Here is a 12610-nt window from a genome sequence, read left to right as displayed (position 1 = left end):
CAACATTGTGCCCAATCCTGTCAGCCAGCCGTTTACAAATTGGCGTCGTCATCTGGGGTCATATCTGCAGCCCCTTCCTGGCGTGCCAGCAGAATGTCTGCCAGCAACTGGCGCAACGCAGGCAAGCCCTCGCCCGATCGGGCACTGACAAACACCCGCGGCACGGCCACCCCGTCCACCTCGTAACTGTCCTGCAACACCGCCGGACGCTGCCCGGGTTCCAGGGCATCCAGCTTGTTGAACACCAGCACCTGGGGAATGTCCTGGGCACCGATTTCCGCCAACACCTTGTGCACTTGATCCATTTGCTCCGGAAAGGTTGCATTGGATGCGTCGACCACGTGCAGCAGCAGATCGGCGTCCACGGCTTCCTGCAGCGTGGCCTGGAAGGCGTCCACCAGACCGTGCGGCAGGTCGCGGATAAAGCCCACGGTATCAGACAGCGAGACCGAAGCCCCCGCTTCCGTCAGATACAGCTGGCGTGTGGTGGTGTCCAGCGTGGCAAACAGCTGATCGGCCGCATAGGCGCGGGCCTTGACCAGAGCATTGAACAACGTGGATTTGCCGGCATTGGTGTAGCCCACCAGCGAGATGTTGAATACATCCCGGCGCTCCCGCTGACGCCGCTGCGTGGCACGCTGCTTCTTGACCTTCTGCAGACGTTCCTTGGTGCGCTTGATGGCGTCGGCAATCATGCGGCGGTCCAGCTCGATCTGCTTTTCACCGGGGCCGCCGCGGCCGCCGATACCGCCGGCCTGGCGTTCCAAGTGGGTCCAGCGTCGCACCAGACGGGTGGCGACGTACTGCAGACGCGCCAGCTCGACCTGCAGCTTGCCTTCGTGGCTGCGGGCGCGTTGGGCAAAGATTTCGAGGATCAGCAGCGTGCGGTCGTTGACCGGCATTTCCAGCGCACGCTCGAGGTTGCGCTGCTGCGCAGGACTGAGCGCCTGGTCGAACAGCACCTCTTTGGCGCCGTGCATCTGGGCCAGCATGCGGATCTCGTCCGCCTTGCCGCTGCCGACAAACAGTGCCGCGTCGGGCACTTTGCGCTTGCAGGTGATGCGCACAACAGGGTTCAGGCCGGCAGTCTGTGCCAGCAAACCCAACTCTTCCAGCTCTTGGTCGAAATGGGGCAGACCGAAGTCCACACCCACCAGCACCACTGGGGCGGATGCCGTGGCAGAGCGCGAAGTATCAGTCATGGACACTCCGCAGCACCGACATCACACCCCCACCCTGTGGCTGGCACAGGGAGGGAAACATGAAAAACCTAATCAAGCGGCAGGGGCTTCGCTGGTATCGGCCGTCGAGAAATTCACGGCGCGGCCGGGGACGATGGTGGAGATGGCGTGCTTGTAAACCATCTGGGTGACCGTGTTGCGCAGCAGCACCACGTACTGGTCGAACGATTCGATCTGACCTTGCAGCTTGATGCCGTTGACCAGGTAAATCGACACCGGCACGTGTTCACGGCGCAGTGCGTTCAGGAAAGGATCTTGCAGAAGTTGGCCTTTGTTGCTCACGATATTCTCCGTGTTCGGAAATGTTGTTGTAAACGTACACCTTAACACAGCCCTGGTATTCCAGCCTTGCGCATGGCTGGGACCGGGCTGTGAACTGACGATTCCGGCCTCAATCCGAGTAAGGATTGTGGGAGGTCTTCATCTCGATGCGCAAGGGGGTTCCAACCAGATTGAACTCCTTGCGGAACCGCCCTTCCAGAAAGCGCTTGTACGCTTCCGTCACATGCTCCAGCGAATTGCCGTGGATCACGATCAGCGGCGGATTCATGCCGCCCTGGTGTGCGTAGCGCATCTTGGGACGGTAGGAACCCACCTTCTTGGGGGTCTGGTACTGGATCGCTTCGAGCAGCAGGCGCGTGAGCACCGGCGTCGGCATCTTGCAGGTGGCCGACTTGTGTGCCTGCACCAGCGACGCCCACAGCGGGCCCAGGCCCTGGCGCTTCTGTGCCGAGATGAAGTGCAGCGGCGCAAACTTCAGGAACGACAGACGCGTTTCGATCGAACGCTCCAGCATCTGGCGCTGGTAGTCATCCACCGCATCCCATTTGTTGACCGCCACCACCACGGCACGGCCGCTTTCCAGCACATAGCCGGCGATGTGGGCGTCCTGGTCGGTCACGCCCTGTGTGGCGTCGATCAGCAGCAGCACCACGTTGGCGCCTTCGATGGCCTGCAGCGTCTTGACCACCGAGAACTTCTCGATGGCCTCGAACACCTTGCCCTTGCGGCGCAGGCCCGCGGTATCGATCAGCTCGAACTTCTGGCCATTGCGCTCGAACGGCACCGAGATGGCGTCGCGCGTGGTGCCCGGCATGTCGAACGCCACCAGGCGCTCTTCACCCAGCCAGGCATTGATCAGCGTGGACTTGCCCACATTGGGGCGGCCGGCCACGGCCAGACGGATGGGGGCTTTCTCCACATCGTCCAGCGTTTCCTCTTCGGGCTCGGGCAGGTTCAGCTGGCCCAGCGCCTGTTCCACCAGGCTGCGCACACCCTGGCCGTGGGCGGCCGACACGGCCACCACATCGCCCAGACCCAATTCATAGAATTCGGTCAGCTGTGCACCTTCGCGCATGCCTTCGGCCTTGTTGGCCACCAGCAACGCGGGCTTGCCCAGGCGGCGCAGGTAATTGCCGATTTCATGGTCCTGGGCCGACAGGCCGGCGCGGGCGTCCACGATGAACAGCACCACATCGGCTTCTGCCACGGCCTGGCGGGTCTGCTTGGCCATCTCCTTGAAGATGCCCTTGGATGCATCGGGCTCGAAACCACCGGTGTCGATCACGATGTATTCGTGCTTTCCCTGCTTGCCCTGGCCGTAGTGGCGGTCACGCGTCAGGCCGGCGAAGTCGGCCACGATCGCATCCCGCGACTTGGTCATGCGGTTAAACAAGGTCGATTTGCCCACATTGGGCCGCCCTACGAGGGCAATTACTGGCTTCATTCCGAAGAAAATCTCATTCCGGCCGGAAACCGTACACGCCACCATTGCGTGTCACGACCACCAGCGTATCGGCGGCAACCACGGGTGCAGCTGCCATGCCGGATCCATCTGTCTGCAGGCGGTTCAGGTGCGAACCATCCTGCTTGGAGAGCACGTGCACCAGGCCCGCATCGTCACCCATGATGACGGAGCGGCCCAGCAGCAACGGCGCCGTCAGGCGGCGGTGCTGGAAGCGTTCCACCGACCACAGCTTCTTGCCGTCGGCCCGGTCCCACGCCTGCACCACACCATTGCTTTCGGTGCCTGCCAGCAATTCTGCATCGCCGCCAACACCCACAGAGCCTCTGGCAGTTTGTGTCCACAGCACCTGGCCACGGGCAGCGTCCACGCAACCCACGCTGGCCTGGAAGGCGCGTGCGCACACCACATTGCCTTGCGTGAACGTGGGACCGACCAGATCCACCAGGCGCTCCACGTCGTTGGTGCCGCGCGGGCTGGCCAGCGGGGCCTCCCACAGCACGGCGCCGTTGTCGGGCTGCAGCGCCACCAGGCGACCGGCCATGCCCGTCACCAGGGTGTTGCCCACCGCCTGCAGCACGCCGGGCTGGCGCAGCACCAGCGGCTCGCCGGTGCGCGGCTGCGACCACAGGGCCTGGCCGGTGCGGGCGTCATAGGCCGCAATGGTGCGGTCTGCCGTCACCAGGAACACGCGAGCACCGGCCACCAGCGGCGCGGTGTAGGCACCGGCTTCCAGGCGCTTGCTCCACGCCTGCTTGCCGTCGATGATACCGATCAGTTCATTGGACTTGGTCACCACGGCCGTGGTCACGCCATCGCTGCCCACGCCGCTGGACAAGGGCTTGCCCACCGTGGTGCGCCACAGATCCTGGCCGTTGCGGGCATTGAGCGCCACCACCGTGCCGTCAGCAGCCGACACATAGACGGCATCGCCCAGCACATGGGTGCTCAGGCTCACGTCCTTGATGGCGCCCACACGGGCCGTCCAGGCCTGGCGGATGTCCAGCTTGACCACGTTCGGACCCAGATCCTGCGGTTTGGGCTTGCTGGTCCCGAACCAGGCACATCCGCCCAAGGCGGTCACAAGTGCGGCGCTGGCTGCCCAGCGGCCGACGGTCATCCATGTTGCTGCGCCCTCTGCGCGATGTGCCCGAATCTTCACTTTGCAGTCTCCGTGCCGCCAGCGGCAGCCATGGTTTGGGGTTGTACGCCCAGTGCGTTGAGCTTGAATTCCACCAGGCGGCGGTATTCGTTCTGTGGATCCAGCGCCTTGTAGGCACGTTCGTAAGCCTGCACGGCCTCTTCGGCCTTGCCCTGCAGCTGCAGCAGATCGCCCTGGCGGTCGGCCTGCACGCCGGCGAATTCCGCCGGGAAGCTGCCGGCCAGCACCTTGCCGGAGCCATCCAGGTCTTTTTGCTGCATCAGCACTGCCGCCAGGCGCAGGCGGGCGACGGCCTTGTGACCTTCGTCTCCGGCCTTCTCGCTGACCCAGGTCAGCGTGGCCTTGGCCTCATCGAGCTTGCCGGCATCGGCCTGGGCCTTGGCGGCAGCCAGTGCGGCCAGTCCGGCTTGCTGGGTGCTGGCGTATTTTTCCTGGATGTCCTTGAGGCTCTGGGCCACGCGGCCGTCGTCCTTGGATTCGATGGCCACCTGCACGGCATCGGCCAGGGCCGCCGCCTGCACGGACTGGCGCTGCTGCCAGTACTGCCAGCCATTCCAGGCGGCGAAACCGCCGAAAGCCACGACCAGCACACCGGTGATGGGCGTGCCCCAACGGCTCCAGAAATGCTTGAGCTGGTCGATCTGTTCTTGTTCTTCGAGGTCGAGATGCGTTGCCATAGCGTGTGTCTGCAATCAGGTTAAGCGTTCGATTGTAGGGTGGCAGCCCATTGGGCCACTTCGGCCAGGGCTTGCAGCTGCTGGCGGCCTTCGCCGTCACGCAGGGATTTGACGGTGACCTGGCCCTGGGCCAGTTCATCGCCGCCGAAGATCAGCGCATGGCGCGCGCCCGAGGCATCGGCCTTCTTGAACTGCGACTTCATCGAGCCCATGCCTTCGGCACCGGCGGTGTGCATCTGTGCACGCACACCGGCTTCGCGCAGCTGCTGCAGGGTGCGCAGCACCACGGGCATGGCGGCCGCGTCGGGCACGATGGCGTACACATCCAGCTGCGGTGCAGGGATGTCGGTGCCCAGTTCCTTGACCAGTTCCAGGACGCGCTCCACACCCAGCGCCCAGCCCACGGCGGGTGCCGGCTTGCCACCCACCTGCTCGATCAGGTAGTCGTAGCGGCCACCGGCGCAGATGGTGCCTTGCGAACCCAGCAGATCGGTCACGAACTCGAACACGCTGAGGTTGTAGTAGTCCAGGCCGCGCACCAGGCGGGGGTTGACCGTCCAGGGCACGCCATTGGCGTCCAGAATGGCCTTCAGGCCGTCGAAGTGGGCCAGCGAAGCTTCACCCAGGTAGTCCAGCAGCTTGGGCGCTGCGTTGACCATTTCCTGCATGGCCGGGTTCTTGGTGTCCAGCACGCGCAGCGGGTTGCTGTACATGCGGCGCTTGGCCTCTTCGTCCATGACCTCGGTGTGCTGCTCCAGGTAGGCAATCAGCGCCTCGCGGTGGGCCTTGCGTTCTTCGGGCTGGCCCAGGCTGTTGATTTCCAGGCGCCACTGCGTCAGGCCCAGGCGCTTCCACAGCGACACGGCCAGCAGGATCAGTTCGGCATCCACATCGGGGCCGGCGAAGCCCAGGGCCTCGGCACCGATCTGGTGGAACTGGCGGTAGCGGCCACGCTGGGGGCGTTCGTGGCGGAACATGGGGCCGATGTACCACATGCGCTTGCCGCCGTCGTACAGCAGATTGTTTTCGATGGTGGCGCGCACCAGACTGGCCGTGCCTTCGGGGCGCAGGGTCAGGCGTTCGCCGTTGAGCTTGTCTTCAAAGGAATACATCTCCTTTTCGACAATGTCCGTGACCTCACCGATGCCGCGCACAAACAGCTGCGTGTGCTCGACGATGGGGGTGCGCACATTGCGATAGGCAAAGCGCCCCATCAGATCGCGCACCTGCGCTTCCAGCCATTCCCAGCGTTCTGATTCGCCGGGAAGGATGTCGTTCATGCCTTTGACGGCGCTCAGTTTTTCGGTCTTTGCCACTTCAACGATCTCTTCAACAATTCGGATGTGTGCTCACAATTTCAGGAGCAACTTCTGCACTGACAACATGAATTTCAGGCTGAAACAAACCTGAAATTCATGGTGCACAAGCACAGGCAGCTATGGTTTTCTCAGGCGATTGTGCCAGCACGCTCAGCCGGGCTGGCCGTAGCGGCGCTCCACATAGGATTGCACCAGGGCCTGGAACTCCTGGGCGATGTGCTCGCCGCGCAGTGTCAAGGCCTTTTCGCCATCGATGAACACGGGTGCTGCTGGCGCTTCGCCATTGCCCGGCAGGCTGATGCCGATGTCGGCATGCTTGCTCTCGCCCGGACCGTTGACGATGCAGCCCATCACGGCGACTTTCATCGCCTCCACGCCGGGGTACTTGGCGCGCCAGACGGGCATTTCGCCGCGCAGGAAGTCGTCGATCTGTTTGGCCAGTTCCTGGAACGTGGTGCTGGTGGTGCGGCCGCAGCCCGGGCAGGCCGTGACGCTGGGCACGAACACGCGCAGGCCCAGGGCCTGCAGGATCTCGGACGCCACCACCACCTCCTGCGTGCGCGCTTCGCCCGGCTGGGGGGTGAGCGAGACGCGGATGGTGTCGCCAATGCCTTCCTGCAGCAGCACCGACAGCGCTGCCGTGGATGCCACCGTGCCCTTGGTGGCCATGCCGGCTTCGGTCAGGCCCAGGTGCAGCGCATAGTCGCAGCGGCGTGCCAGTTCGCGGTAGACCGAGATCAGGTCCTGCACACCGCTGACCTTGCAGGACAGGATGATGTTGTCGGGGTTCAGGCCGATGTTGCGGGCCAGCTCGGCGGAGCTGATGGCCGAGGTGATCAGCGCCTCGTACATGACCTGGCGCGTTTCCCAGGGCCGGGCACGCCGGGAGTTCTGGTCCATCAGCTCGGCCATGATTTCCTGGTCCATCGAGCCCCAGTTCACGCCGATGCGCACCGCCTTGTCGTACTTGGCGGCGATCTCGATCATCTGGCCGAACTGCTTGTCCTTTTTGTCGCCCTTGCCCACGTTGCCGGGGTTGATGCGGTACTTGGACAGCGCCTCGGCACAGGCCGGGTAGTCGGTCAGCAGACGGTGGCCGTTGTAGTGGAAGTCGCCCACCAGCGGCACATACTCGCCCATGCGGTCGAGCTGCTCGCGGATGTAGGGCACGGCCGCCGCCGCCTCCGGCGTGTTGACGGTGATGCGCACCATCTCCGAGCCGGCCTGGGCCAGCTGGCGCACCTGGATGGCCGTTTCCACGGCCTCCACGGTGTCGGTGTTGGTCATGGACTGCACGCGCACGGGCGCATCGCCCCCGACGGTGACCACGTTGTTGCGCCACACCACACGGGCCTGGCGCGATTTGCGCGGCAGCGGGCTGGCAATCGCGATCGGACTGCCACCTGTCTGCTGCAAATTTTGCGAGTCTTGCACTTCTTACTTCACCTCAAATCGGGCGACGTTCTCGCGGGCCACCGCCCCCAGATCGAACGCTGCCCCACCCACCTGCACCTCGGCCGCATCTGCGCGGCCAATCACCACCGACAGCGGCTTGGGTGCCTGGGTTTCAAAAAATTCGCCCGCATTCAGCGTCTTCTGCTCCAGCACCTTGCCACCGCCACGCACCTGGATCCAGGTCGCTGCACGGGCCTGGATGCGCAAGGTGGCATTGCCTGTGGCTGCAGCCACGGGCGCCGCAGGGGCCACAGCAGCAGCCTCCGCAGGCGCTGCCACCGCCGGGGCCACGGCAGCCGGTGCCGCAGACGCGGTGGTCGCCGCCGGGGCTTCCGCCACCGCAGCGGGCGCCGGGACGGCTGCCACCGCAGCGGGCGCCGGGACGGCTGCCACCGCAGGCGCGGCCGCTTCGGCGGCGGCCGGAGCCACCGGTTCCTGGGCGGCCACGGGTTCTGCCGCCGGGGCTTCCGGCGGCGCCACATCCACGGTATGCGCCGACTGTGACGTGCCCATGGCACGCTCGGAGCGCTCCTGCACCGAAGCCACCACCGCATCGCGCAGATCCTGCTTCTGGGCAAAGTACCACACCCCGCCGCCGGCACCCGCCAGCAGGGCCAAGGCCAGCCACTTCCAGGCACCGCCCGGGTTGGGCGTGTCGTGCACGGAGCGCACGGCCTTGTCCCGGAAAGGCTCGTTGATGCCCGGACCGGGCGCAGTGAACTTCTGCGTGGCGGCCGACTTGGGCAGCAAGGCCATGACCGGCGCCGCATCCACCTGCAAGGCCTTGCAGATGCTCAGCGCCACCGAGCGGGTGAACACCGCATCCGGCAGGGCCTGCCAGTCATCGGCTTCCAGCGCCTGCAGCTTGGCCACGGGCACCTTGAGCACATCGGCCAAGGAGGAAACATGCATGCCCGCCGCTTCACGGGCCTGGCGCAGCAGACTGCCTGCAGTCTGTTGTGCGGGTGGCGATTCGAGTTGTTCTGTCACTTCTGCTTCCTGGAGCTCAGCCATGGAAAGCCCCTTGCTCATAACGTTGCCATTCTGTGGAATCCGCTGACCGGCGCGGCAGCGGGCGAACCCGCTGTCGCGCGGCCGAGGTCGCATCCAATGCCCGCTCCACGCGGCTCCCCTCCCTCAGGGACTTGGCATTGGCGTACCCGCCGTTGTTCAAACGGCAAAAGGGAAAGCGCGCACGCCCTCCCCTTTGCCGCTCGAACAGCAAATCTGCCAGATGGTAGGCGATCACGCGATTGCCTGCATCTATCTCGTAAGCTTTTTCATAGGTCCAACCCGCAGCCACCGGGGCTGCGAACCGGCGCTGACCACTGCGGCCCCCGGGAGCCCCGGCCTGCCCACTGCCGTGCACAGTGCGGTAAAGGGCGCGTTGCAACCCGGTCTGGTGCGACGGGACTGCCTGCAAGTCACATGCCATGCCGGTGCGGACACGGGAGGCTGCAATGTGCGGGACCCGTGCCAAAGAGGTGCCGGCGCATCGCGCCACCGCAAATGCCCAAGTTGCTGCGCCGCTGGGGCTTATCGCCCTGCGCTGGCAACCTGTCTTGGCATTCCCGGAATGAAAGCACATCTGGAGGTCCCTTGTCGAATGGTGGTCTTGCCGCTCGCTCTGTGTGCTCTAACCTGCCGTCGGCTTGAGCATGATGGTGCGCTGCTTGGCCATGCGTTCTGCGGCGCGGGTGCGGTCTTTCACATCCCCCGCCAATTGTCCACATGCCGCGTCGATGTCGTCGCCGCGCGTCTTGCGCACCGTGGTCACAATCCCGGCGTCGCTCAGGGCCTTGGCAAAGGCCGTCACCCGTTCATTGCTCGAGCGTAACAGGCCGGAGGCCGGGAACGGATTGAACGGGATCAGGTTCAGCTTGCACCAGGGCCGGCCGTTGCCATAGCTGCGGATCAGTTCCACCAGTTGCTTGGCATGCTCCGGCTGGTCGTTGACCCCGTCGAGCATGCAGTACTCGAAGGTGATGAAGTCGCGCGGGGCAAATTCCAGGTAGCGCTGGCAGGCCTGCAGCAGCTCGTCCAGCGGGTACTTCTTGTTCAGCGGCACCAGATTGTCGCGCAGCGGGTCATTGGGCGCATGCAGCGACACGGCCAGCGCCACGGCGCAGTCCTGAGACAGGCGGTCCATCATCGGCACCACGCCGGAGGTGGACACGGTGACGCGGCGGCGCGACAGGCCGTAGCCATGGTCGTCCAGCATGGTACGCAGGGCGGGCACCAGCGCGCTGTAGTTCTGCAGCGGCTCGCCCATGCCCATCATCACCACATTGGTGATCACGCGCTCATCGGTCTTCAGGTGGGCGCGCAGGAAATGCTCGGCAAACCACAGCTGGGCCAGGATTTCACCCGTGCTCAGATTGCGGCTGAAGCCCTGGTGGCCCGTGGAGCAGAAACGGCAGCCCACGGCACAACCGGCCTGCGAGGACACGCACAGCGTGCCGCGGTCGTCTTCGGGAATGAATACGGATTCGACGGCATTGCCGTCACCCACATCGAACAGCCACTTGATGGTGCCGTCCTGGGATTCGTGCTGGGTGATCACCGGCAGCGGGCGGATTTCCGCCTCATGCTGCAGCTTTTCACGCAGCGACTTGGCCAGATCCGTCATCTGGCTGAAGTCCTTCGCACCACGCTGGTGGATCCAGCGGAACAATTGCGTGGCACGGAAACGCTTTTCCCCCAGTTGCTCGCAATAAGCAACCAGCCCCTGGAGGTCGAAATCAAGAAGATTGGTGGTCATATCTGCATGCCCAGACCACGGCATGGGCGGCACTCCCATGCAGGGGGTGCCGCCTTAGCAGCAGCCTCGGCCAGCATGGGAGTCATGGAATTAACGTGCGTAGACGTTCATGCCAGGGAAGAAGAAGGACACTTCGACGGCTGCGGTTTCGGCAGCGTCGGAGCCGTGCACGGCGTTGGCGTCGATGCTGTCAGCGAAGTCAGCGCGGATGGTGCCGGCTTCAGCCTTCTTGGGGTCGGTGGCGCCCATCAGTTCGCGGTTCTTCAGGATGGCGTTTTCGCCTTCCAGCACTTGGATCATCACGGGGCCGGAGATCATGAAGTCCACCAGGTCCTTGAAGAAAGGACGTGCGGCGTGCACAGCGTAGAACTGCTCGGCATCAGCGCGCGACAGGTGCACCAGCTTGGCAGCGGCGATCTTCAGGCCAGCGCCTTCGAAACGCGAGTAGATCTGGCCGATCACGTTCTTGGCAACTGCGTCGGGCTTGATGATGGAGAGGGTGCGTTCGATAGCCATTTGATTTTCCTAATCAGGTTTTAGTTCGTTTTTTGCCACACCGGCAAAACCCTTGATTCTACCGGGGTGGCACAAAGCCCTGGCAAGCAGGACCTATCCGCTCAGCGGCTACCGCCACGGCGGCCGCCGCCAGAGCCCTTCTTCTGCGTGGCGCGGTAACGCTCCAGGCTGTCGCGGCCGATATAGCCAGCGGACGTCTTCAGCGGATCCGGCTGCGCGCTGCGCTTGGCACGGGCCGCACTGCTGCGGGCGGCGCCTTCGTCACCGAACAGCGCGCCGGAGCGTGCCGGACGGTCGCGTTCCGGCCCGCCGCCGTCCTGGAAGCGGCGTGGCGCCTGCGGACGCGCGGCACCCGGGCCGCTGCGGCGGCCTGCACCACGGTCGGCGCTGGGACGGCGCAGGCCGGCCCCTTCGCGCGGCGCGGCCTTGGGGATGGCGGCACCGGCGGCCTGCATCAGGGCCTGGATGTCCTTGTCGTCCAGCTCCAGCCAGGCACCGCGCTTGAGCCCCTTGGGCAGCATCATGGCGCCGTAGCGGATACGGATCAGGCGGCTGACAGCATGGCCCACCGCCTCGAACATGCGGCGCACTTCGCGGTTGCGGCCTTCCGAGATGGTGACGCGGTACCAGCAATTGGCGCCTTCGCCGCCGCCGTCCTCGATGGAGCCGAAGCTGGCTTCGCCGTCTTCGAGCTGCACGCCGTCGAGCAGGCGCTGCTTTTCTTCCTTGCTCAAGGCGCCCAGCACGCGCACTGCGTACTCACGCTCCAGGCCGAAGCGCGGGTGCATCAGGTTGTTGGCCAGGGCGCCGGAGTTGGTCAGCAGCAGCAGGCCTTCGGTGTTCAGGTCCAGACGGCCGACGGACTGCCACTTGCCGGTGTGCAGCTTGGGCAGCTTGCGGAACACCGTGGGGCGGTTTTGCGGGTCGTCGTGGGTCACCACTTCGCCCACGGGTTTGTGGTAGGCGATCACGCGGGCAGGCGGCGGTTCGATGCGGAAGTGGATCGGCTTGCCGTTGACCTTGATCTGGTCGCCGAACTGGACGCGCTGGCCCACGTGGGCCGGCTCGTTGTTGACCGAGATACGGCCTTCCAGGATGAGCTTTTCCATCTCCAGGCGCGAACCCATGCCGGCCTGGGCCAGCACCTTGTGCAGCTTGGGCGATTCGGCCTGCGGTTGCAGCACGCGCTTGGCTGGCGCCAGGTCTTCGCGCGCTTCGTCGGCGTCCAGGGCGCCCGACACCACGTCTTCGAAGGCATAGCCTTGCGCTTCGAGGGCGGTTTCCGGGGTTTCAGCGGCATCCACGGCTTCATTCACCTCGGCGGCGTCCACCACCTGGGGGGCACGCGGTGTGGCCGCGCGCGGTTTGCGGGCGCCGGCAGCAGGTTTGGCGGCGCCACGGGGCGCCCGGTCTTTGGGGTTCATACGATCCATTCCCTGCGCCACCCGGGCGCAGTCTAGTGTCATTGCATGTGGCGAAGCCGGCCGGGCTTTGCGCACTTAAAAGCGGTTCTTCCAGATCCAGCTCTGGTTTCCACCATCGTCTTCTGGCTGCTCTGGCTGTTCTGGCTGTTCTGGCTGTTCTGGCTGTTCTGGCTGTTCTGGCTGTTCTGGCTGCTCTGGCTGCTCTGGCTGCTCTGGCTGCTCTGGCTGCTCTGGCTGCTCTGGCTGCTCTGGCTGCTCTGGCTGCTCTGGCTGCTCTGGCTGCTCTGGCTGCTCTGGCTGCTCTGGCTGCT

At 64.9% G+C, this 12610-nt stretch carries 13 protein-coding genes; 1 reads left to right on the top strand and 12 read right to left on the bottom strand.

Annotation, left to right across the window (positions count from 1 at the left end; translation table 11 throughout):
* Positions 1-32 precede the first annotated feature (32 nt).
* The 12 genes from hflX to KW830_RS00010 form a co-directional block, all read right to left on the bottom strand.
* The gene (gene hflX / locus KW830_RS00065) at positions 33-1202 is read right to left on the bottom strand and encodes a GTPase HflX (RefSeq protein WP_218331482.1); all 1170 of its coding nucleotides are present in this window, start codon (positions 1200-1202) and stop codon (positions 33-35) included.
* 72 nt (positions 1203-1274) lie between these two features.
* Positions 1275-1523: an RNA chaperone Hfq gene (hfq, locus tag KW830_RS00060; RefSeq protein ID WP_066533936.1), complete on the bottom strand. Its 249-nt coding sequence runs from the start codon at positions 1521-1523 to the stop codon at positions 1275-1277.
* Between the two features lie 109 nt (positions 1524-1632).
* Positions 1633-2967: a ribosome biogenesis GTPase Der gene (gene der / locus KW830_RS00055; RefSeq protein WP_066533937.1), complete on the bottom strand. Its 1335-nt coding sequence runs from the start codon at positions 2965-2967 to the stop codon at positions 1633-1635.
* A 13-nt stretch (positions 2968-2980) separates the two neighbouring features.
* Positions 2981-4105 (bottom strand): outer membrane protein assembly factor BamB, encoded by a 1125-nt coding sequence (gene bamB / locus KW830_RS00050; protein WP_066533945.1) that lies wholly within the window; start codon positions 4103-4105, stop codon positions 2981-2983.
* Between the two features lie 38 nt (positions 4106-4143).
* On the bottom strand, positions 4144-4824 hold the full coding sequence (locus KW830_RS00045) for a tetratricopeptide repeat protein (protein WP_218331481.1): 681 nt from the start codon (positions 4822-4824) through the stop codon (positions 4144-4146).
* A 20-nt stretch (positions 4825-4844) separates the two neighbouring features.
* On the bottom strand, positions 4845-6140 hold the full coding sequence (gene hisS / locus KW830_RS00040; protein WP_218331480.1) for a histidine--tRNA ligase: 1296 nt from the start codon (positions 6138-6140) through the stop codon (positions 4845-4847).
* A gap of 153 nt (positions 6141-6293) precedes the next feature.
* The gene (gene ispG / locus KW830_RS00035) at positions 6294-7577 is read right to left on the bottom strand and encodes a flavodoxin-dependent (E)-4-hydroxy-3-methylbut-2-enyl-diphosphate synthase (protein WP_066533952.1); all 1284 of its coding nucleotides are present in this window, start codon (positions 7575-7577) and stop codon (positions 6294-6296) included.
* A gap of 3 nt (positions 7578-7580) precedes the next feature.
* Complete coding sequence (locus tag KW830_RS00030) at positions 7581-8588, bottom strand: helix-turn-helix domain-containing protein (RefSeq protein WP_370626064.1); 1008 nt, start codon at positions 8586-8588, stop codon at positions 7581-7583.
* Between the two features lie 16 nt (positions 8589-8604).
* Positions 8605-8847, bottom strand: coding sequence for a hypothetical protein (locus KW830_RS00025; RefSeq protein WP_218331478.1), 243 nt, complete (start codon positions 8845-8847; stop codon positions 8605-8607).
* Between the two features lie 387 nt (positions 8848-9234).
* Complete coding sequence (gene rlmN, locus KW830_RS00020) at positions 9235-10359, bottom strand: 23S rRNA (adenine(2503)-C(2))-methyltransferase RlmN (protein ID WP_066533956.1); 1125 nt, start codon at positions 10357-10359, stop codon at positions 9235-9237.
* Positions 10360-10449: 90 nt separating this feature from the next.
* Complete coding sequence (gene ndk / locus KW830_RS00015; RefSeq protein ID WP_066533958.1) at positions 10450-10875, bottom strand: nucleoside-diphosphate kinase; 426 nt, start codon at positions 10873-10875, stop codon at positions 10450-10452.
* A gap of 101 nt (positions 10876-10976) precedes the next feature.
* The gene (locus KW830_RS00010; RefSeq protein ID WP_083520291.1) at positions 10977-12341 is read right to left on the bottom strand and encodes a pseudouridine synthase; all 1365 of its coding nucleotides are present in this window, start codon (positions 12339-12341) and stop codon (positions 10977-10979) included.
* A 3-nt stretch (positions 12342-12344) separates the two neighbouring features.
* Between KW830_RS00010 and KW830_RS00005 the strand changes: the two genes are divergently transcribed.
* Positions 12345-12610, top strand: a 266-nt coding sequence (locus tag KW830_RS00005; RefSeq protein ID WP_218331477.1) for a hypothetical protein, incomplete at its 3' end; no start/stop codon positions are given.

This window comes from Comamonas sp. CMM03, assembly GCF_019218715.1.
In the GTDB taxonomy this organism is placed as follows: Bacteria; Pseudomonadota; Gammaproteobacteria; order Burkholderiales; family Burkholderiaceae_C; genus Comamonas; species Comamonas terrigena.
This window is presented reverse-complemented; position numbering and strand designations above follow the sequence as displayed.

Coding starts and splice junctions, on each gene's coding strand:
- ndk (WP_066533958.1), bottom strand. CDS start 10,875: ATGGCTATCGAACGCACCCTCTCCATCATCAAGCCCGACGCAGTTGCC.
- KW830_RS00010 (WP_083520291.1), bottom strand. CDS start 12,341: ATGACACTAGACTGCGCCCGGGTGGCGCAGGGAATGGATCGTATGAAC.
- hflX (WP_218331482.1), bottom strand. CDS start 1,202: ATGACTGATACTTCGCGCTCTGCCACGGCATCCGCCCCAGTGGTGCTG.
- rlmN (WP_066533956.1), bottom strand. CDS start 10,359: ATGACCACCAATCTTCTTGATTTCGACCTCCAGGGGCTGGTTGCTTAT.
- KW830_RS00045 (WP_218331481.1), bottom strand. CDS start 4,824: ATGGCAACGCATCTCGACCTCGAAGAACAAGAACAGATCGACCAGCTC.
- der (WP_066533937.1), bottom strand. CDS start 2,967: ATGAAGCCAGTAATTGCCCTCGTAGGGCGGCCCAATGTGGGCAAATCG.
- bamB (WP_066533945.1), bottom strand. CDS start 4,105: ATGACCGTCGGCCGCTGGGCAGCCAGCGCCGCACTTGTGACCGCCTTG.